At 71.7% G+C, this 18,682-nt stretch carries 13 protein-coding genes; 6 read left to right on the top strand and 7 right to left on the bottom strand.

Going from position 1 to position 18,682, the window contains the following annotated elements; translation table 11 throughout:
* Positions 1 to 62 precede the first annotated feature (62 nt).
* The 3 genes from ACH4K1_RS26945 to ACH4K1_RS26935 form a co-directional block, all read right to left on the bottom strand.
* Positions 63 to 449, bottom strand: a complete 387-nt coding sequence (locus ACH4K1_RS26945; protein WP_398092165.1) for a hypothetical protein — start codon at positions 447 to 449, stop codon at positions 63 to 65.
* A 116-nt stretch (positions 450 to 565) separates the two neighbouring features.
* A complete protein-coding gene (locus ACH4K1_RS26940; RefSeq protein WP_398092164.1) occupies positions 566 to 2,254 on the bottom strand; it encodes an alpha/beta hydrolase in 1,689 nt (562 codons plus the stop codon).
* A gap of 88 nt (positions 2,255 to 2,342) precedes the next feature.
* On the bottom strand, positions 2,343 to 3,416 hold the full coding sequence (locus ACH4K1_RS26935; RefSeq protein ID WP_398092163.1) for an ornithine cyclodeaminase: 1,074 nt from the start codon (positions 3,414 to 3,416) through the stop codon (positions 2,343 to 2,345).
* 743 nt (positions 3,417 to 4,159) lie between these two features.
* On the opposite strand from ACH4K1_RS26935, the gene ACH4K1_RS26930 reads away from it, so the two are divergent.
* Positions 4,160 to 5,410 carry a BTAD domain-containing putative transcriptional regulator gene (locus tag ACH4K1_RS26930; RefSeq protein ID WP_398092162.1) on the top strand — a complete coding sequence of 417 codons (1,251 nt, stop codon included), beginning with the start codon at positions 4,160 to 4,162 and terminating at the stop codon, positions 5,408 to 5,410.
* On the opposite strand, the gene ACH4K1_RS26925 is transcribed toward ACH4K1_RS26930, so the two are convergent.
* Both ACH4K1_RS26925 and ACH4K1_RS26920 read right to left on the bottom strand, forming a co-directional pair.
* Complete coding sequence (locus tag ACH4K1_RS26925; protein ID WP_398092161.1) at positions 5,343 to 5,810, bottom strand: hypothetical protein; 468 nt, start codon at positions 5,808 to 5,810, stop codon at positions 5,343 to 5,345. The two genes, ACH4K1_RS26930 and ACH4K1_RS26925, sit on opposite strands and share 68 nt — an antisense overlap.
* 71 nt (positions 5,811 to 5,881) lie before the next feature.
* A complete protein-coding gene (locus ACH4K1_RS26920; protein ID WP_398092160.1) occupies positions 5,882 to 6,808 on the bottom strand; it encodes a pyridoxal-phosphate dependent enzyme in 927 nt (308 codons plus the stop codon).
* A gap of 355 nt (positions 6,809 to 7,163) precedes the next feature.
* On the opposite strand from ACH4K1_RS26920, the gene ACH4K1_RS26915 reads away from it, so the two are divergent.
* Genes ACH4K1_RS26915 through ACH4K1_RS26900 form a run of 4 tightly spaced genes read left to right on the top strand, consistent with a single transcriptional unit; the run spans position 7,164 to position 10,712 of the window.
* On the top strand, positions 7,164 to 8,039 hold the full coding sequence (locus tag ACH4K1_RS26915; protein WP_398092159.1) for an ABC transporter ATP-binding protein: 876 nt from the start codon (positions 7,164 to 7,166) through the stop codon (positions 8,037 to 8,039).
* Positions 8,036 to 8,878, top strand: a complete 843-nt coding sequence (locus tag ACH4K1_RS26910) for an ABC transporter permease (protein WP_398092158.1) — start codon at positions 8,036 to 8,038, stop codon at positions 8,876 to 8,878. The genes ACH4K1_RS26915 and ACH4K1_RS26910 overlap by 4 nt, the downstream gene beginning before the upstream one ends.
* Positions 8,836 to 10,080, top strand: a complete 1,245-nt coding sequence (locus ACH4K1_RS26905) for a sensor histidine kinase (protein WP_398092157.1) — start codon at positions 8,836 to 8,838, stop codon at positions 10,078 to 10,080. Before ACH4K1_RS26910 ends, ACH4K1_RS26905 begins: the two co-directional genes overlap by 43 nt.
* Positions 10,077 to 10,712, top strand: coding sequence for a response regulator (locus ACH4K1_RS26900; RefSeq protein ID WP_398092156.1), 636 nt, complete (start codon positions 10,077 to 10,079; stop codon positions 10,710 to 10,712). The genes ACH4K1_RS26905 and ACH4K1_RS26900 overlap by 4 nt, the downstream gene beginning before the upstream one ends.
* On the opposite strand, the gene ACH4K1_RS26895 is transcribed toward ACH4K1_RS26900, so the two are convergent.
* Positions 10,696 to 11,502: an alpha/beta fold hydrolase gene (locus tag ACH4K1_RS26895; RefSeq protein ID WP_398092155.1), complete on the bottom strand. Its 807-nt coding sequence runs from the start codon at positions 11,500 to 11,502 to the stop codon at positions 10,696 to 10,698. The two genes, ACH4K1_RS26900 and ACH4K1_RS26895, sit on opposite strands and share 17 nt — an antisense overlap.
* Positions 11,499 to 12,794 (bottom strand): MFS transporter, encoded by a 1,296-nt coding sequence (locus tag ACH4K1_RS26890; protein ID WP_398092154.1) that lies wholly within the window; start codon positions 12,792 to 12,794, stop codon positions 11,499 to 11,501. The genes ACH4K1_RS26895 and ACH4K1_RS26890 overlap by 4 nt, the downstream gene beginning before the upstream one ends.
* A 227-nt stretch (positions 12,795 to 13,021) precedes the next feature.
* Here ACH4K1_RS26890 and ACH4K1_RS26885 point away from each other — a divergent pair, with 227 nt between their 5' ends.
* On the top strand, positions 13,022 to 18,619 hold the full coding sequence (locus ACH4K1_RS26885; protein ID WP_398092153.1) for an SDR family NAD(P)-dependent oxidoreductase: 5,598 nt from the start codon (positions 13,022 to 13,024) through the stop codon (positions 18,617 to 18,619).
* Positions 18,620 to 18,682 lie beyond the last annotated feature (63 nt).

Raw genomic sequence — 18,682 nt, 5'->3', positions numbered from 1 at the left:
CGTCCGCCCGGCGGGAGCGGCGCCCGGCGCCGCCCCGGCGCCTCCGGGCGGACCGCTCCGGATCAGCGGTTCCGGCGGAAGTTGTACGCGACGTTGACCACCGCGATACCGGCCCAGGCGATGGCCGCCACGAGCGTGCTGCCGGAATCCGAGAAAGACGTGGCGACGCCCGTGATCGGAATTCCCATACCGATGGAGACGGCGGCCAGCCAGAAACCGCCGCTGTCCGTCGAACCCTCGTTGCTCGCCGGAGAGTATTCCGCGATGCGCTGATCGACGCGAGCGTCGATGGCGGCGGAAGCGCGCTCCATGAAACTGTCGATGATGTCCGATTCCGCTTCGATACCCAGAGATCTCCGGGCGTCCAGCGCTCCGGCGATTTCTGCGTTGTCAACTCCCAATCGTTCGGAAGGAATACGGCCAGGTGAATTCGGAGTTGATGCGCTCACGTGTGCAGCGTATCCCTTCGACTCGGCCCGCTCGCAATGGTTCGTGCGAGATCGGCGGAAGATTCAGACGATCGATGGACAGTGCCGTCGGCGGGCGGGCCGCCGGCCGGCCCGCCTCAGCGGGACAGCCGGTCGGCGAACCCGGCCAGCCGCTCGGTGGTGTGCCGCTCGCCCGGCGCCGCCGTCGCCGCGGCCGGGGCCCCGGGCGCCGGCAGGGGCCGGCCCGCGCACGTCGCGTCGCGGCGGGGCAGGACGCCGTCGGCCAGGTAGGCGTTGACGGCCTCGTCGACGCACGCGTTGCCGTTGCCGTACAGCATGTGGTCGCCCTCGTCGGTGACCCGCAGCAGACGTGCGTTCGCGAACTCGGAGGCGGCCAGCTTCGCGCCTTCCATCGGCGTCGCCGGGTCGTGCTCCGACTGCACCATCAGCACCGGCGGGAGGCCGCGCCCCGTCGGCTTCGGGAGATGGACGGCGGGACGCTTCCAGAAGACGCAGGGCTCGGCGATGCTGCGCCAGCCGATCAGCGGGAACAGCCGCCCCTGGGCGGCGGAGGTGGCCGCCAGGGTCTGCCGGTTGCCGTACCAGGGGGTGTCGTTGCAGCCCACGGTGTAGAACGTGGCGTCGACGGCGTCCGGCGCCCCGGCCGGTGCGCCGGGCATCCGGGCGGCCGACCGCAGCGCGGAGACCCCGGCCGTCAGCCCCTTTCCGGCGGCCTCGGGCGAGGGCCCGCCGATCGCGGCGTTCAGGCCGGCGAGCAGCTCGGCGCCCCGGGGGAAGAGCCCCTTGCTGTACAGGCTCCCGGCGATCAGCGAGTCGAGCGTCGTCGCGGTCAGGACGGTGCCGTCCTCCAGGGGCAGCGGCTGTCCGGCCAGAAAGGCCCGGACGCGCTCGTACCCCGACCGCACGGACGAGGCGGAGCCGCCGAGGCCGTAGACCTGCTCGTAACGGGCGACCCAGGGCAGGAAGTCCTGGCGGAACCTGCGCTCGAACCCCATGGGCTGCAAGGCGTAGTGGTGCTGCCAGGTCCTGGTGAACGGGACGCTGGAGTCGAGGACGAACCGGCCGGTCCGCGCCGGGAACGCCGTCGCGTAGTGCGCCCCCAGCCAGGTGCCCGCGGAGAAGCCGAACCAGTTGGTGCGCTCGTGGCCCAGCAGGGCGCGCAGCAGATCGAAGTCCCGTACGGTCTGCGCCGTGTTGACGAAGTCGCCCAGCGGCGCCGAAGCCTGCTGGCAGGCACGGGCCATGGACTGCGCCGAGTCGAGCATGGCGTCCACGTTGGCCCGGCTGCGGTCGCGGACGTCCCGGTCGCGGCCGATGGTCCGGCCGCCGCAGGAGACCGACGTGCTGTCGCCGGTGCCCCGGACGTCCATCCCCACGATCTCCGAGGAGTCGGCCACCGCCCGGTGCGCGGGGTCGAGGAACAGCAGGGGAACGACCACCCCCGGCTCGCCGGGGCCGCCCGGGTTGGTCAGCAACAGGTTCTTCGGCTCGCCGTCCACCGGACGCAGCCTGCTCACCGCGAGATCGATGCTGCCCCGCCCCTGGTCGTTCCAGTCGAGGGGGGCCTTCATGGTCGAGCACTCCAGCCGCTCCCCGCCGGGCGGCAGCCCCTCCCCGGGGCCGGGGAAGCAGGGCTGCCAGACGAGCTGCTGGGAGCGGAAGACGGGGCTGACCGGCTGCGTGCGGGAGGACCGCTCGGCGGGCGACGGTGAGCCGGCGCCGGGCGCGGGGGCCGCGCCCGCGGGCGTCGTGCCCAGCGCCAGGGCGAGCAGGGCGGTGGGTATGAGGGCGCGGGATCTGCGCATGGGGTGCCACTCCTGGATCGGGTCGGAGGGTGGGAAGCGGGACGCGGTCGTCCGGTCGCCCGACCGGGCGGCCGCGCAGGGCCCGGCGTCAGCGCGCCAGGCGGGCGCCCAGGCCCTGGGCCTGGGCCGCCTTCGCGATGGCGCCGCCCAGGGCGACGTCGAGGATCGACATGCCGAACGGGTTGCAGACCACCAGCTCGCTGTCCGAGGTCCGCCCCGGCGCCGTGCCGAGCAGGACGTCCCCGAGCGTGCCGTCGACCTGCCGGGCGGCGGGGTCGGGGGTCGCGGTCCCGCAGTACGACCCGTCCGGTGCGCGCAGCGTGCCTTCGCGGTACATCCGGCCCAGCAGCCTGCGGTGATCGTGGCTGACCAGGCCCCAGTCGTCCACGACCACGAGACCGGCCGCCGCCACCGCCTCCGGCAGCAGGTCGTCGAGCGAGACGTGTGCGATCAGCGCCCCGGGCGCGAACCACTCCGGCCGGAGGTAGCCCTGCGTGGTGACGGTCGCCGTCACCACGAGCTCGGCGTCCTTCACGGACAGCTCGGCGTCGGGGGCGACCGCGATCTCCCGGCCGGCGAAGTCCGGGTCGGCGGTGAGCGTCGCGGCCAGCGCCCGGCTCCGCTCCGGGTCGATGTCGTACAGGGTGATCGCCTCCAGGTCGCCCAGGACCTCGGAGAGCAGTTGCAGGTGGGCGCGGGCGAGCGTTCCGCAGCCCAGCACGGCCAGTCGGCGCAGCGGGCGGACCCCCAGCGCCAGCGCGCCGACCGCGGTCACGGCGGCGGTGCGGAACGCGCTGACCCAGGCGGCCTCCATCACCACGCGCGGCCAGGCCAGCTCCGGGTCGAAGAGCATCATGAGCCCCTGCGACCGGGCCACGCCGCGAGCGGGGTTGCCGAGCGAGCCGTTGATGACCTTCAAGCCCAGTTCGAGACCGTGCTCGGTCCGGATGCCGCCCGGCATCGCGAGCGACCGGGCGTCGAAGCCGTCGCTGGTCCGCCAGCCCATGTAGGCCTCGTCGGGCAGCAGGGTGAGCCCCTTCGCGTGCTGCGTGATCGCCTCACGTACCACGCCGACGACGTCGATGCCGGTCGAGCCGAGTCGTACGTCGGCGCGCGACAGGTAGACCAGTTCCGTATCCGGGTATTCCTCGAATTGCAGCATTCAGTGATCAGTCCAACCGCTCGGGGCTCGTTCTCGGCCGTTCGGGAGTGGGCGGGGCGACCCCGCGGGCCGGGCCGTCCGGGGCTTCAGCGCCGCGACAGAATCACCCGGCGCCGATCGCCCGCAAGGGCCTTGGCGCTAACTCGCCACTGTTACCGACGAGTTGGGGGACCGTGTCCCGGGCACCCCGACGGCCGCGTGTGGCTGATGGGCCGTCAGTGCGGTGTTTCGGCCAACTCCACCTGGGGGCGGGGTGGCTGAAAACTCTCGTATCGCCCACCGGCGCTTCCGTCCGGTCGGGGCGCGCCCTCCTCTTGGGGCTCCGAAGCGTCTCCCGTCTCCGGGGCAAGCCCCCTTTTCCGCCTCCGATTAGAGCGGTGGGGGGTGCGGAACCGCGGTTCGGACCGTGGTGATCGGAGGGTGATTTCCGGTCAGTTCACGGCTTGATATTGCGTGTCTGTGGTGGCTATGTGAAACATGTGGTCAGGGACTTGGTGGAGCAAAGGGCGGGTATAGGCCAAGCAAAGCGCCGGCGCCGCTGAGAGCCCACACGGGGACGCGGTGATGTGTGGGCGACACCTGAGAATTTCGATGCCGCGATGTGGCCGGGAACCGTAGCCGCGTCGTGTGGTGTGTCAATGGGGACGGTCGGGGGGCCGTGGCGTGCTCTCCGGTATGCACATGGGGGAAAATTGAAGGATTGTGGACGTCCGAGAGGTGCGATCACCCCGACCGAGGTGAAGTTGCGTCTTCTCGGAAGTGCTGAGCTGGTCAACGGCGCACAGCGGTTTCCGGCCGGTGATCCGCTGCAGTGCGGTCTTTTGGCGGCGCTGGCCGTACGGGCGAACAGCCGGGTCGGCGCGGAGGCGCTCGCGGCGGCACTGTGGGAGACCCCGCCGAGGACCGCGCTGCGTCAGGTCCAGACGCAGATCTGGAAGCTCCGCGAACTGCTCGGCCAGGCGTTCGCCGGGTGTGCGGCCCAGCAGCGGCCCCAACTGCTCGACCAGGCCGGCGGGTACCTGCTGTTCGTCGAACCGCGCTCGATCGACCTGGTGCTCTTCGAGCACTATGCGCGCAAGGCCCGACAGACCTCCGCGGAGGGCGAGTTCGCGGCCGCGGCCCGTGACTACGATGCGGCCCTCTCCCTCTGGAAGGGACCGGCCTTCGCCGGGATACCGCTGAAGGACGCGTCGGCGCCCGGTGTCCGGGCTGAGGCCATCAAGCTGGAGGACCGGCACATCGCCGTCACCGAGGAACGCATCGGAGTCGATCTGATCCTCGGCCGGCACCACGAGGTCATACCCGAGCTGCGGGAGCTGGTGGGGCGTCACCCGCTGCGCGAACGGCTGAGGTTGCACCTCATCCGTGCGCTGGGGCGGGCCGGCGGCCGCCAGGAGGCCGTGCGGGTCTACCGCGAGGGGTACCGCATCCTCGTGGAGGAGCTGGGCCTCGACCTGAGCCCCGAACTCAAGGAGGCGTACCGGCTCCTGCTCGTCGGGGCGCCGGAGCAGACGGAAGCGGCCTCGCGCACCGGGGCCGGAGAGCACGGGGCGGGCCCGGAGGGCGCGGGCCCCGGCGAGGCCGTCGCGCGGCGGGAGCGGGGCACGGACGACCGGAGCGAGGTGGTGCGGACGCTGCCGCTGCCCTTCGGGCCCGGGCTCGTCGGCCCGGTCGGCCGGAGGGCCGGCCGCGACCGGCCGCCGGCCCATCTGGAGCCCATCCTGGAGCAGTTGCTGATCGGCGCCACGGACACCACGGCGAGCCGGCGGCTCGGACTCTCCTCGCGCACCTTCAGCAGGAGGGTGTCCGAGCTGCTCGACTACCTCGGCGTCGCCACCCGGTTCCAGGCGGGGGCCGAGGCGCACGACCGGGGGTGGATCACCACCCAGCAGGGGGAGCCCGGCCCGGTCGGGGCGCGGCCGGCGGCTAGCCGATCGGCCGGGGCGCCGGGTCGACCAGGTGTGCCTGTCCCCGCGGGGCAAGCCGCGCCCTGACCGTGTTCACGAACTGCTTGCCCGGCCACCAGTGCGCGAGCATCACCGCCGATGCCCCGCAGCCGACCAGCACCGCCGGATCGGACTGGAAGGCCGCGCCGGCGAGGAGCCCCGTGACCGTGGCGGACTGGGCCGCCACGACACGGGACAGCGTCATGGAGCTGAGGAGCCGGGAGACGTTGCGCGGCGACAGCTCGCGCTTTCGTGTGAGGAGGGGATCGGCGACGTAATGCACGCCGAGCATGGCGGCAATGGCGACGGCTGCCGGAATGGAGAATTCCAGGCCCCCGGAGATTTCTGTCCCGGGGACCAGGACGGTCAATCCGAATGCCCCCAGGCCGGCGCTCGCCAGAATGCTCAGCGATGCCAGAACGCGTGACGTACCCACGTTTGATTTCATGCGGTCACCCTACTCGCGTGATCGGTTCGGTGTGTGCGGCTCCGGAGAGTTCCGGTGCCGGACCCCCCGGTTCAGCCGAGGCGGAAGCGCAGTCCGTCGCCGCGGAACAGGTCGATGGCGTGCTTCACGTCCCCGGCGATGTTCACGGTGTTCAGCCAGGTGTCGTCGAAGACGGTGCCGAGGTACTTGCCCCCGCCGTCCGGGCACACGCACAGCGCCCGGCGGGGGTGGCGCCCCCGGTCCAGATCGCCCAGGTACCCGCACAGGACGCTGCCGCTGGAGCCGCCCAGGGCGATCCCGGTGTCCTCCAGGAACATGCGGCAGGCCGCCACCGTGCGTGCGGCGTCGATCTGCGCGGCGGCGTCGTAGGAGGCGCTGTCGAGGAAGGTCGAGGCCCTGCTCGCCCCGAGCCCGGCGATCAGCCGCTCGCCCCCCGCGCCGCCCGTGACCAGCGATCCGGTGGCGTCCACCGCCACGATCCGGACGTCCGGGCGGACCGTGCGCAGATGGGCGGAGATGCCGGCCAGGGTGCCGCCGGTGGAGACCGCGATGTACACGGCGTCCAGCTCGGCGCCGCCCTGGCGGGCGATCTCCGGGCCGGTCGTCTCCCGGTGGATGCGCGGATTGGCCGTGTTCTCGTACTGGTTCGTCCACCGGTGGCCCGAGTTCTCCCTGCAGAGCTCCCGGACCGCCCTGAGCCGGCTGAGCAGGTAGCCGCCCTGGCCGTCGGGCTCGTCCACGAACTTCAGCTCCACCCCGCTCGCCACCAGCGACCGGCGCGTCGGGTGCGGCGTCTTCTCGTCGATGACGGCGATGAAGCGGCAGTCCAGGAGGCGGGCCAGCCTGGCCAGCGCGAGACCGAGGTTGCCCGAGGTGGACTCGACGAGGACCGTTCCCGGGACGAGCGGCTCCTTCCGGTCGATCTCGGCCAGGAGGCCGGTGGCGGTCCGGTCCTTGATGGAGCCGGTGGGGTTGAGGCTCTCCTGCTTGATCAACAATTCGTGTACGCGACCGCGGTATTCGACGACAACACCCGAAACAGGTGTTTCCGCAATGGCGGCGCGCAGCTCTTCCATTCGCTGCAACAAGAGAATTCTCCCGGGTCGCGTACAAATTTTTCACCAGTTTCATATTTTCATCCCGGGGGCTGGGTCGGGAAGGCGGATGGCGAGTTATTGCCACTCTCGATCATGGGTGAATCCGGCTGCGGAGTGAATTGCGGGCGGCAGGAATCAGGCGTGCCCGACATTCTTCCCGGGAGGGATTCGGGCTGACTGTCCACCGACCGGTGGACAGCCGGGTCCTTCCTCCGGTCGCTACTGCCCGGAGCCCCCGGCTGCCAGGGTTTGCGGTATGAACGAAGCAGCGGTGCACATCAGGGGACTGGTGAAGAGGTACGGCGGCGCCCCCGTCGTGGACGGCCTGGACCTCGACATCGCCCAGGGCGAGGTCTTCGCACTGCTCGGGCCCAACGGCGCGGGCAAGACGACGACGGTCGAGATCCTGGAGGGGTACCGCACACGGGACGCCGGGACCGTCTCCGTCCTGGGGGAGGACCCGGGGAAGGCGGGGCGCGCCTGGCGCAGCCGGATCGGCATCGTGGCCCAGACGGCGACGGACGCCTCGGAGCTCACGGTGCGGGAGGTGGTGAGCCACTTCGCCACCTACTACCCCCGCCACCGCGACCCGGAGGCCGTCATCACCCAGGTCGGCCTCGGGGAGCACGCCAAGAAGCGGGTCGGCAGGCTGTCCGGCGGCCAGCGCCGCCGGGTGGACGTGGCGCTGGGCATCATCGGCGACCCCGACCTCCTCTTCCTCGACGAGCCCACCACCGGTTTCGACCCGGAGGCCCGGGTGCGCTTCTGGCACCTCGTCCGCCAGCTCTCGGCGGAGGGCACCACGATCGTGCTGACCACCCACTACCTGGACGAGGTGGAGGCGCTGGCCAACCGGGTCGCGGTGATCGCCCGCGGCCGGCTGAAGGTGGTCGGCGACCCGGCGACGCTCGGCGGCCGGGCCACCGCGGGCGCGGTGGTCAGCTGGCGCGAGGACGGCCGGCTGCGGGAGGAGACCACGGCCAACCCCGAGGAGTACGTGGCCCGGCTGGTCAGCCGGAACCCGGGCGGCGTGGCCGAACTCTCCGTACAGCGGCCCAGCCTCGAAGACGTCTACCTGCAGATGATCGGTGAATCCGCGGACGGCGCGGAGCTTCGGAAGGAAACGGCATGACCACTCAGGTCACCCCCGCCCGGCAGGCGAGGCCCGCGCCCCCGGGCGTGGTCAAGGTCGGTGTCGCCCGCGGCGCGCTGGAGCTCAAGCAGTTCTTCCGCGAGCGCGACGCGGTCGTCTTCACCTTCGCGCTCCCCGTGGTGCTGCTGCTCCTGCTGGCCAGCATCTTCAGCGGCACCGTTCCGGAGACCGGGGTCAAGGCCAGTCAGATCTTCGCCGCCAGCATGATCGCGGCCGGCATCATGTCGACCACGTTCGTCAGTCTGGGCACCGGGATCGCCCAGGACCGGGACGACGGCACGCTCAAGCGGCTGCGGGGAACCCCGACCCCGATGGCCTCGTACTTCATCGGCAAGGTGCTGATGGTCCTGGTGGTGAGCTTCGCCGAGGTCGTGGTGCTGCTCGCCATCGGCCGGGGCATCTTCGGCCTGCGGCTCCCGACCGACCCGGCCAAGTGGTTCACCTTCGGCTGGGTGTTCGTCCTCGGCGTCGTCTCCTGCGCGCTGCTGGGCATCGCGATCAGCAGTCTGCCGCGCACCGCCAAGAGCGCTTCCGCAGTCATCATGCTGCCGTTCATTGGTCTACAGTTCGTGTCCGGCGTCCTGTTCAATCCGATCAGTGAACTGTCCTCACCGCTGGTGGAGATCGGTTCGGCCTTCCCGCTCAAGTGGATGGCGCAGGGATTCCGCTCCGTCTTCCTGCCGGACTCGATGACCTTCCAGGAGGTAGCAGGTTCATGGGAGTTGGGTCGGACCGCATTGATTCTGGCGGCGTGGTGCGTCGGGGGCCTGGTGCTGTGTCTGCTGACCTTCCGGTGGAAGAACAGCCGCCAGGGGTAGGCCGCCCCGGCCACGAGTGGCTGCGCGGTTACGCGACCTGGGACTGCTACTACGCCATCGCGTTCTGCGCGACGATCGCCTTCGTCCTGACGCTCGACGACGCCACCGCCAAGAGCCAGTCGCTGGCCGTGGTCATGCTGGTCTGCTGCGCCGCCTGGTACGCGGGATACGGCAGGGGGCTGATGCGCGCCGACGACGAGAGCTGGCGCGGCACGCTCTACCTCGGCGTCCTGCTGGTCTTCTTCACCCTGGCGGACACCTTCGCCTCGGCCAGCTCGATCGCCCTGGTCATGATCATCCCGCAGGCGTACTGGACGCTGCGGCCGCTCCACGCGACGGGGGCGGTCGTGGTGTTCGCCGCCGTGCCGGTGGTGGTCGACACCTTCCGTACCGGCGCGGTCGTCCGCAGCGTCGCGGACCAGGGCCCGACGGCCCTGATGATCATCATCTTCTCCGCCCTCTTCGGGACGTGGACCCACCGGATCATCGACCAGAGCCGGGAACGCGCCGTCCTCATCCACCAACTGGCCTCCACCCGAGCAGAGTTGGCCGAGGCTTCCCGAAGGGCCGGCATCGGCGCGGAGCGCGAGCGGCTGGCCGGCGAGATCCACGACGCCATCGCCCAGGGGCTGAGCAGCATCGTGATGCTGGTCCAGGCCACCGGTTCCACCCTGGACCAGGTGACCGCAGTGCCCCCCGAGCAGAGCGTGTCGATGGACCGGGCCAGGCAGCAGCTCGACCTCGTCGCCCGCACCGCCAGGGAGAGTCTCGCCGAGGCGGGCGCCCTGGTCGAAGCCCTGCGGCCGACCGCGCTCGACGCCGCCTCGCTCCCCGAGGCGCTGCGGCGGCTCACCGAACGGGCCGCCGAGGGGACCGGACTCCGGACCGGTTTCGCCCTGCGCGGCGAGGCCGAGGCACTGCCGGTCGCCGTCGAGGTGGTCATCCTGCGCGCCACCCAGGAGGCGCTGGCGAACGTACGCAAACACGCGCACGCCTCCCGCGCCGACGTGCTGCTCGACTACCGGGACGAGAGCGTCGTGGTGCGCGTGCGGGACGACGGGAGGGGCATGGACCTCACGGCCCGGCCCCATGGATACGGACTGGTCGGCATGGGCAGGCGGGTCGAACAGGTCGGCGGAAGCCGGCGGTTGCACAGCGCCCCCGGCGAGGGGACCACCGTTCTCGTGGAGGTACCGAGATGACGCAGCCCATCACCGTGCTCATCGTGGACGACCACCCCGTCGTGCGCGCCGGGCTGTGCGGCATGCTGGCCAACGAGAAGGACATCGAGGTGGTGGGCGAGGCGGGCAGCGCCGACCAGGCCGTCGAGATGACCCACCGCCTCGACCCCGCCGTCGTGCTGATGGACCTGCGGATGCCGGGCGGCGGCGTCGAGGCCACCGCCCGGCTCTCCGTGGAGAAGCCGGACAGCCGGGTCCTCGTGCTCACCACCTACGGCACCGACGACCAGATCCTGCGCGCCGTGGAGGCCGGCGCCACCGGCTACCTGCTCAAGCACGCGGACCGCGCCGACCTGCTCCAGGCGATCCGGAGCGCCTCCCGGGGGGAGACCGTCCTGGCCCCCTCGGTCGCCGCCCGCCTCAGCCGGCGCGTCCTCACCCCCAAGCGCGACAGCCTCTCCGCCCGCGAGACCCAGGTGCTGGGCCTGGTGGCGCGGGGGCTGACCAACGCGGCGATCGGGGAGGCGCTGTTCATCAGCGAGGCCACGGTCAAGACGCACATGCTGCGGATCTTCGGCAAACTCAAGGTGGACGACCGCACCGCTGCCGTGATGGCCGCGGTCAACCGGGGGCTGATCAGCGTCGAGGAGTGAGCGACGCCTTGGCGAGGAAGTCCAGCAGGAGGTCGTTGACCACCTCGGGCCGCTCCAGGAAGCCGAAGTGGCCGCAGTCCGCGACCTCTTCGAAACGGGCCCCCTCGATGAGCTCCGCCACCTCCCGGACGAGGGACGGCGGCATCTGCGTGTCGAAGTGGAAGCCGACCACCAGCGCCGGGCAGTCGACGGCGGCGAGTTCGGCCGCCCAGCCGTCCACGGCCAGCGTGGCGAGGTACTGGCGGGCGGCCCCCTCGCCCCGTACCGGACTCATCGCCATCAGGTCGAGCCACTCCCGGGCGAACCGGTCGTCCAGCAGCCTCTCCGGCGCGAAGAGCTGGGCCATGGTGCAGGCCGCCGCGTACCCGGCGGGCACCGCCCCGGAACGGGCCGCGTCGATCACCTCCCGCACCGTCGCGGCCGTGAAGGCGGGGGTACGGGCCCGGGTGCCCAGCAGCGAGATCGAGCGGACCAGGTCCGGCCGGACGATCGCCAGCCGCTGCGCCACCATCGCCCCCAGCGAGGCGCCCACGACGTGGCAGGGGCGTCCCGCGACCTCCTGGACCACCCGGGCGGCGTCGGCGACCAGGTCGCCGAGGCGTTCCGGCCCCTCGGGGCAGTACGCCTCGGTGCTGCCCCGGTGGTCGAACGCCAGGACCCGGTACCCGGCCGCCCGCAGCGCGGGCTCCTGGTGCAGGCTCCAGATCGCGGACCGGGTCGCGGCCGGGGCGAGCAGCAGCACCGGCTCGCCTGAGCCGGTGTCGCGGTGGGGCGGGAGGGGGAGTGTCATGAGGTCTCTTCTCCATTGCCTGCTTGGTAGTCGGGCGACCAGATGCCGTCGCGGAGCCGGCTGAACGCCAGCACGGTGAGGGTTCCGGCGATCAGCGCGGCGACGATCAGCGGGGTGCGCAGGCCGGTCTCCCGGGTCGACAGGTGGGCGGACAGGGTGACGACGAGGCCCCCCAGCAGCGAGCCCAGCGGAAGCGGTCCCCAGGCGAGCAGCCGGTAGATGCTGTTGACCCGGCCGAGCATCTCCGCCGGGACGATCCGCTGGCGGTAGCTGACCGTCAGCACGTTCCACACGGTGGAGAGCATGCCGCCGCCCGCGATGGCGAACGCCACGACCAGGGCGTTGCTCGCCAGCCCGATGGCCAGGCTGGTGACCGCGTTCCCCGCCAGGCTGATCAGCAGCACGCGCCGGGCGCCGAAGCGCCGCTCCAGCGTGCTCGTCAGCCAGGCCCCGAGCATCGCGCCGACCCCGCCGGCCAGGAACAGCAGCCCGAAGCGGGTGGCGTCCAGCCCGAGGACGGTCTGCGCGAACAGCACCTGGGTGGAGACGGCCAGCGCGCTGCTCAGGTTGAGCAGGCCCAGGAAGATGCCCAGGGTGCGCAGTTGGGTGTGGCTCCAGAAGTAGCGCAGCCCCTCGGCCATCTCCGAACGCATGGTGCGCCGGGGCCGGTCGCGGTCGCGCGGGGCGAGCACCACGAAGATCATCAGGGCCGCGGCGAGGGCGAACAGCCCGCCCTCGAAGACGAACGGCAGGATCATCGAGGCGCCCAGCAGCAGACCCCCGATCCAGGGGCCGAGGAACAGGCCCCCCACGGTGTCGGTCATCACCAGCAGACCGTTGGCCCGCTCCAGCAGGGAGGGGGGCACCAGCGAGGGCACCACCACCTGGCTGGTGTTCTCGTTCAGCACCGTCACCGAGCCGATCAGGAACGCCGCGACGTAGATCAGCGCCAGCGGGGCCGGCCCGGCCGCCAGGACCAGGGCGATGCCGAACGCCACCAGGGCCCGGAACAGATGGCTCAGCCCCAGGGTCCACCGGTGGTTCGCCCGGTCGATGAGGACGCCGGCCGGCAGGCTCGCCAGGAGCCACGGCAGCTCCAGCAGCATCACCGTAGCGGAGATGAGCAGCGCGTCGTCGGTGACCGAGGTGGCGAGCCAGGGAAAGGCCACCGAGCTGATCCCCGAGGCCAGGTTGGCCAGGAACATCCCGCCGCATACGGCGGTGAACCCGAGGCCGAACCGTACGCGCGGCTTCGGCCCGCCGGTGGTGGGTGAGGGTGCCGTAGGGCTCACGTGGCCTGCTTCCCGCTGCGGAATTTGCCCTGCATCGGTTCAGGACATGGCAGCGGGAGCGGTCCCGTCAACGCGCTGTCCACTTTTCGCCAGCTCACCCGGCAGCACTTGTGGTCGCCGGGTGGCGAACCCACGCTGGAACCCTACGGAATGGTTAGGCAATCGCGCCGATGGGTACGGAGGCGTTTCTCCACCATTCCTTGTTCGGATTTTCTGAAGGGGGAACCGTGGAGAACAGAAGAAGCGGCCACATCGCCGTGATCGGAATGGCGGGGAAGTTTCCCGGCGCGCGCGGTGTCGAAGAGCTCTGGCAGAACCTCGTCGCCGGTGTCGAATCCATTACGTACTTCAGCGACGAGGAGTTGCTGGCGGCCGGTGTCAGCCCGAAGCAGATAGCGGACCCCAACTACATCAAGGCGGCCCCGCTCTCGCCCGACACCGAACTCTTCGACCCCGGCTACTTCGGCATGACCGTGCGCGAGGCCGAGGTCCTCGATCCGCAGCACCGCGCCTTCCTGGAGGCGTGCGACGGCTCGCTCCAGTCCGCCGGCTACGCCCCGAACCGGTTCGCCGGACGCATCGGCGTCTACGGCGGGGTCGGCGTCAACAACTACCTCGACCTGCACGTGAAGCCCGACCCCGACGCGTACAACCTGCTCGGCGGCCTCACCGCCAACATCGCCAACATCAGCGACTACGTCGCCACCGGCGTCTCCTACCGGCTCGGGCTCGAAGGCCCCGCCCTGACCTGCCTCACGGCCTGCTCCACCTCGCTGGTCGCCCTGCACCTGGCCTGCCAGGCGCTGCGCGACGGCGAATGCGAGATGGCGCTCGCCGGCGGCGTCGAGGAATTCCTCCCCAAGATTTCCGGCTACGAGTACTCCGAGGGCGGTATGTACTCGCCGGACGCCCGCGTCCGCGCCTTCGACGCGAAAGCCCGCGGCACCATTTTCGGCAGCGGATCCGGTGCGGTACTGCTCAAGCCGGTCGAAACGGCGCTGGAGGACCGCGACAACATTCTCGGCGTCATCAGGTCCACCGCCATCAACAACGACGGCTCCCGCAAGCGCGCATTCTCGGCGCCCAGCGCGGACGGCCAGTACGCCGCGGTGATGGACGCGTGGAACAGGTCCGGAGTCGATCCCTCCACGGTCAGTTATGTCGAGGCGCACGGCACCGGCACCTTCGTCGGCGACCCCATCGAGGTCAACGCACTCAGCCGCGCATTCCGTGAATTCACCGACCGCAAGCAGTACTGCGCCATCGGGTCGGTGAAAACCAACGTCGGCCACCTGGGCGCGGCGGCCGGGGTCGTCGGCCTGATCAAGACCCTGATGGCGATGCGGCACCGCGTGCTGCCCGCCAGCCTCAACTTCGACGAGCCCAACCCGCAGATCGACTTCGAGAAGTCGCCCCTCTACGTCAACACCGAGCTCTCGCCCTGGGTCAGCGACAGCGGGCCGCTGCGGGCCGGACTCAGCTCGTTCGGCGTCGGCGGCACCAACGCGCACATCGTGCTGGAGGAGCCGCCCGCCCAGCCCGCGCTCTCCACCCCCGCCCGCGGCCACCAGCTCATCGTGCTCTCCGCGCGGACCCCCACCGCCCTGGAGTCCAGCGCCGTCGCGCTCGGCGGGCACCTCCAGGAGCGCGGCGACCGGCTGGCCGACGCCGCCTACACCCTCGCCGTCGGCCGGGAGCAGCGCGCGGTCCGCGGCTTCCTCGTCGCCGACGGCGCCGAGACCGCCGCCGACCGGCTGGCGGCCGGGGTGCCGCAGCCCAGCCCGGCCCTGATCCCGGCCCGCGGCACCGAGCGCGCGGCCGCCTTCATGTTCCCCGGCCAGGGCTCCCAGTACGTCGACATGGGCAAGGAACTCTACGAGCGCGAACCGGTGTTCGCCGCCGAGGTGGACGCCTGCGCCAAGGTCCTCGCCGAGCACGCCGGCTGGGACCTGCTCGACGTCCTCTACCCCGCCGAGGGCGGCGACGCCGAACAGGCGGCGGCCCGGCTCACCGAGACCCAGGTCACCCAGCCCGCCCTGTTCGTCTTCTCCTACGCCCTGGCGAAGCTCCTGGAGAGCTGGGGCGTACGCCCCGAGGCCATGGTGGGCCACAGCGTCGGCGAGTTCGTCGCCGCGAGCCTCGCCGGGGTCTTCAGCCGCGACGACGCGCTGCGCCTGGTCGCGGACCGCGGCCGGCTCATGTCCACGATCCCGTCCGGCTCGATGCTCGCCGTGCCGCTGACCGAGGACCGGCTGCGGCCGATGCTGCCCGACGGCGTCAGCGTCGCGGCCGTCAACTCCCCGCACGCCACGGTGGTCTCGGGGCCCGACGACAGCATCGGGGAAATCCGGTCCCTGCTCTCCGCCCAGGGCGTCGAGGGCCGGCCGCTGCACACCTCGCACGCCTTCCACTCCGCGATGATGGACCCGGTCCTCGACGACTTCCGCGCGCTCGTGGCCGCCGTCCGGCGCGCCGAGCCCACCATCCCGTTCGTCTCCAACGTGACGGGCGACTGGATCACCCCGCAGGACGCCGTCGACCCCGACTACTGGACCCGCCACCTCCGCGGAGCCGTACGGTTCAAGGACGCGGTCCCGCTGCTGCTGGACGGCGGGCGGCGCGCCCTGCTCGAAGTCGGCCCCGGCAACACCCTCACCGTGCTGGCCCGGCAGCAGATCGACGCCGACAAGGCGGCGCTCGCCGTGCCCACCGTGCGCCACGTCCGCCAGCGCCAGTCCGACGTCGCCGTCCTGCTCGGCGCCATCGGCCAGACCTGGCAGCTCGGTGTGGACCTCGACCTCGGCAGGCTCTGGAAGGACGAGCGGCGCGGCCGGGTGGAGCTGCCGCCCGTCCCGTACGAGAAGATCCGCTGCTGGCTCGACGAGGCCCCCGCGCAGGGCGGGAACCGGAACGCCGGGGCGGCGGCCGCGGCCGACACCGAGACGGGCCCCTACTACCTGCCGAGCTGGCGCGAGCAGAGCCTGCTCGGGACCACCGACGTCGACACCGACGCCACCTGGCTCGTGTACGAGTCCGCGACCGCGCCCGTGACCGGACTGGTGGAGCGGCTGCGCGCGGCGGGAGCCACCACCCTCGTCGTCCGCGCCGGCGAGGAGTTCTCCGAGGACGGCCGGGGGACCTTCACCGTACGGCCCCGTGAACTCGGCGACCACGTCAAGGTGTTCGCCGAGGCCGCCGCCGGCAAGCCCGCCGCCCTGCGCGTGGTCCACGGCTGGCTGGTCGGCGACCTGCCGGGCGACACGGCGAAGGAGCGCGCCCGGCACGGGCTCGACCACGGATTCTTCAGCCTCCTCACCGCGGTGCACGCCCTCACCCGCAAGGTGGTGGACATCCCGCTCGACATGGTGCTGCTCACCAGCGACGCCGAGCCCGTCACCGGCGTCGAGCGGATCGAACCCGCCAAGTCCGGGGTGCTCGGCTTCGCCAAGCTCCTGCCGAAGGAGCTCACCCGGACCACCTGCCGGGCGATCGACCTCGCCTCCGGCGGCACGCCCAGGACCCAGGTCGACCAGATCCTCCGGGAGATCGCGCACGGCGACGACGAGCGCGTCGTCTACCGGGGCGGCCGCCGCTGGGTGTGGGAGCACCAGGAGGTGTCCCTGCCGCCGGTCGGCGCGGGAGCCGAGTTCCTGCGCGACGGCGCCGTCTACCTGATCACCGGCGGCCTCGGCGGGATCGGCCTGGTCACCGCCAAGGACCTCGCGGAGAAGCACGCCGCCAAGCTCGTCCTGCTCGGCCGGTCCGGAATGCCGCCCCGCGAGGAGTGGGACGGCCTGCTCGCCGCCGAGGACGAGCGGCTCGCCCAGGACCCGGAGGCCAGGCCCGACGCCACGGCGGTCCGCATCCGCTCGGTCCGCGAGGTCGAGGCGCTCGGCGGCGAGGTGCTGGTCTGCGCCGCCGACGTCACCGATGCCGACCAGATGCGGGCGGTGCGCGCCGAGGCGGAGGCCGCCTTCGGACGGATCGACGTGGTGCTGCACGCGGCCGGCGTCACCGGCGGCGGCATGCTGGAGGCCCGGTCGCAGGAGGACGCCGAACGGGTCATGGCCGCCAAGGTGTTCGGCACCCTGACCCTGGAGGAGGTGTTCGGCGACGACATCGACGCCCTCGTCCTCTACTCCACCTTCGCGATCTTCACCGGCGACTTCGGCCTCGGCGACTACGTCTCCGCCAACGCGATCATGGACGCGTACGCCCACGCCCGCGCCGCCCGCGGCGGCGGTTGCCACGTCGTCTCCGTCAACTGGCCGATCTGGCAGGGCCTCGGCATGGCGGAGCAGGTGGACGCCCCCGACCTGCTGCTCGACTTCGAGATGGGCGACCGCTACCAGGAGGTCGGGCACCCGCTGCTGGGCAGCCGGCTGATCCGGTCCGGCAACGACAACGTCATCTTCGTCAAGAAGCTGTCCACCGACGACTGGGTGACCGCCGAGCACACCGTCGGCGGCCGGCCCACCATGCCGGGCACCAGCCTCATCGAGACCATCCGCGCCGCCTACCAGGAGGCCACGGGCTCGGCTGCCTGCACCCTCACCAACCTGGTGTTCCAGCGCCCGCTCTCCTTCGACACCAACCACACCGTCCACATCCTGCTGATCCCGGACGGCGACCGGCAGTACCAGGTGGTCATCCGGGACGCCGACCACACCGACGGCGAGATCCTCGACTACACGACGGCCCGGGTCGGCCCCGGCGACGGCGCGCCCGCCCCGACGCACGACCTGGAGGCGTGGCGTACCCACTGCCACCGGCCCGACGAGCGGGAGAGCCGCGAGAGCGCCGACGGCCTGGTGTGGCTCGGCCCCCGCTGGGACAACATCGCCGGACACTGGACGAGCGACGTCGCCGACAACGGCCGCTTCGACGAACTGGCCACCATCGAGCTGCCCCAGCGGTACGCCGCCGACCTGGGCGACTTCCTGGTGCACCCCGCGATGCTGGACTGCGCGACCTCCATCGCCCAGCACATCATCGGCACCAGCGACAGCTCGTACCTCCCGTTCGGCTACGACCGGATCGTCGTACGCGCTCCGCTCCCCGCCCGGGTGCACAGCCGCATCCAGCACCTCGACGACACCAAGGGCTCCCTGGTCCGCACCCACATCACCCTCGTCGACGACGAGGGCGGCGAACTGGTCGCCGTGGAGGGCTTCACCCTGATCGCGGTGGACGGGCAGGACGCCCTCCAGGCGTCCGCCGGGGCGCCCGCCTCCGCGGCGGCGGCGGGCGAGGCGGCTCCGGCCGGCTCCTCCGCGACCGTCGGCAAGCAGCTGGAGCTGGCGCTGCTGCGGGTCAACGAGCGGGAGTTCGGCATCCGCGCCGAGGACGGCTACCCGATCCTGCGGGACATCTTCGACTCGGGGATCTCCCCGCAGATCATCATCTGCCCGGACAGCTTCACCCGGCGGATGGGCTTCGCCGGGGAGGTGACCCGCGACGCCCTGCGCGAGCAGCTCGCCGCGGCGCCGCAGCGCACCGTGACGGCCAGTCCCCGCAACCTCCCCACGCCCATGGTGGAGCCGGAGACCGACGCCCAGCGGGTGATCGCCGAGATGTGGGCGGAGACCCTGGCGGTCGACGTGGTCGGCATCGACGACGACTTCTTCGACCTCAACGGCAACTCGCTGGTGGCCGTGCAGCTCGTCGCCCGCCTCCGCGAACGGTTCTCCGTCGACATCGCGGTGGCCAGCCTCTTCGAGGCCCGCACCGTGCGCGGCCTCGCCGAGGAGGTCGAGAACCTGCTGCTCGCGGTGGTCGGGGGACTGTCCGACGAGGAAGCGGCCCGGAGGCTCGCCGCCGAATGAGCCCCGGCGCACCCCCAAGCCCCAGGAACTCCAGGAACTCCAGGAATCCCAGGAACCCCAGGA

The sequence above is a fragment of the Streptomyces sp. NPDC017448 genome (assembly GCF_044330565.1).
In the GTDB taxonomy this organism is placed as follows: Bacteria; Actinomycetota; Actinomycetes; order Streptomycetales; family Streptomycetaceae; genus Streptomyces.
This window is presented reverse-complemented; position numbering and strand designations above follow the sequence as displayed.